The organism is Sulfuricurvum sp. IAE1 (assembly GCF_004347735.1).
In the GTDB taxonomy this organism is placed as follows: domain Bacteria; phylum Campylobacterota; class Campylobacteria; order Campylobacterales; family Sulfurimonadaceae; genus Sulfuricurvum.
In genome coordinates this window covers 1-1,918 of sequence record NZ_SLTI01000010.1, presented here as the reverse complement: position 1 = coordinate 1,918, position 1,918 = coordinate 1, and the positions used below count along the sequence as shown (strand labels likewise).

The 1,918-nt window shown below is 48.2% G+C and carries 3 protein-coding genes; all 3 read right to left on the bottom strand.

Going from position 1 to position 1,918, the window contains the following annotated elements; genetic code table 11:
- Positions 1 to 56: 56 nt before the first annotated feature.
- The gene (locus E0765_RS02565; RefSeq protein ID WP_132811668.1) at positions 57 to 1,577 is read right to left on the bottom strand and encodes an IS66 family transposase; all 1,521 of its coding nucleotides are present in this window, start codon (positions 1,575 to 1,577) and stop codon (positions 57 to 59) included.
- Positions 1,570 to 1,734: a hypothetical protein gene (locus E0765_RS12420; protein WP_165921630.1), complete on the bottom strand. Its 165-nt coding sequence runs from the start codon at positions 1,732 to 1,734 to the stop codon at positions 1,570 to 1,572. The genes E0765_RS02565 and E0765_RS12420 overlap by 8 nt, the downstream gene beginning before the upstream one ends.
- The coding region (locus tag E0765_RS02560; protein ID WP_132811667.1) for a Druantia anti-phage system protein DruA at positions 1,719 to 1,918 on the bottom strand (200 nt) is incomplete at its 5' end. The genes E0765_RS02560 and E0765_RS12420, both read right to left, overlap by 16 nt.

Sequence of the window (1,918 nt, the reverse complement as noted above, 5' to 3'; positions counted from 1 at the left end):
GTGTCCTTCCGGCAAGCATGCGTAGCCCCTGACTGCACAAAATCGATTACATTTTATTATAAAGATGCCGGTGCTCCGTCTTTGTAATTCCACGGCAGCCATTTCTGCGGGTTCCTGAACACCTCGGAAGAGTGCTTCTGGAGGGCAATCAGATAATCGAAGGGGTTGACCTTGGACAATCGGCAGGTATGGATGATGCTCATGAAGATATCGCCTATATATGCACCATGGAGTGTCTTATAAAAAAGCGAGTTCTTCCTGTGGAGAATTGCCCGTTTCAATGCCTGTTCGCAGATATTGTTGTCTAACGGCGCACCTTCCACTTTGAGGAAGAGCGTCAATGGTTCCCAGTGCTTCAGCATATAAGAGAAGGCCTTCCCCAGCCCTGAGTTCGGTTCCACCGTTTTCTTTTCAAACTGTCCGGTTATCCATTCGTGGAGTTTTTCCATAAAGGGTCCGCTTTCCAACCGGTGGTGTATAAGCCTTTCAGATGGAGCCATATCTTTAGCTTCAGCATTGTTTTTATACACTACTCCCAGTATTTCTATAACATACCGGCACTCTTCCGGGAAGCTCTCTGTAATATCCACAAAGTTCCTCCGGGCATGGGCCATACAGTTGGCCAGTATGGTTTCAAACTCTTTCGGTGTGTTTCTCGACAGGGCATCGCACATCTGTATCGGCGGAGCACGGTCAGGATGTCTCTCCCTCAAAAGACCGGTTATATTTTCACCCGCATGCGTGTGCCCGGTTACAAAGAGGGCTATTTTCCTTGTACCGGCAAAAGAGAGCATGCCTGTGGTAAAGATTCCTTTTCTTCTCTCTTTGTCGTTGACCAGGGACAGTATCTTCATTGTTGTATCATCGTTGTGGATGATGTCTCCCTGTGCCGCCTGTCGAATCAGTTCATGGTACACGGGATGGATTCTGTCCGCAGTTTTTTCAACAATATCCCACTGTGTAGAGGAAGGAAGAGGAACACCCAGACCCTCCTGCAATTCTTCCAGCCTGTTGAAGGGAAGGCCGCTGCCATACTTCAGAATGGGTATCATGGCCCCCGCCGATGGATCGTACTTTTCTGATCCTGCCTCATCAGGCAGTTTTGCAGTAAATATTTCACCACAGAGATTACACCGGAACTTTTCCTGCTCCCATACGCATGCATCAAGGGGTGCATTACCGGTGACCCGGATCGTCACACCGGGAAGAAAAGGATAGAGTTTCCCTTTTTCACATCCGGGGCAGGCATCCCCTTTTTTCAATATACTGTGAGGTACAACAATTTTCTTTCCCGCGTATACGGATGCGCCGTTTCTGCCGTGGCCCTTTGGTTTGTCCCTAGGTATTTCGGGTTTCCGGGGTTTATCGGGTAGAACGTTCTGTGCTTTTTCTGTTGGAGCGCCGAAGATCATCCTGAGGAGCCGGGTGATTGTGCCGTTCTTTTCCTTGAATGCTGTCTTGAGGAGGACATAACTATCTATGAGCTCCATCATGAGCCCGTAATCGTCATCTGTGACCATTCGCGAGGCAAGCCGCTGTCGGAGTTCTTTTGCCTTGTCGATTGTAAAATCAGTCATTCTTCTTTGGAGGGACAATTCTCACAAGCCCTATTTCGATGGATTCGTCAAGCAGGCTCTTCAAGACGTTGTAGTCATCTTCTGTCAGTGTTTTTGCAAGAAGCCTTTTCTTAACCTCTTCCACCTTTTTTATGGGTATTTTCAGTCCTTTAGCCATTTCTTAAAATCCTTTCGCAGGGGATAGAGCCAGATGCTCTTTACCGGGAGGGCATGTTCATGGCGGGTATCAAGTTTGCCCCTGCCCTTCGTATCACCGGCATAGTACCAGTTCGCTGCCTTATAGCAGGTGCCGGCAAATCGTTCTTTTTCCACAAAGGTCTCTAAAAGGACAGGTTCATAGC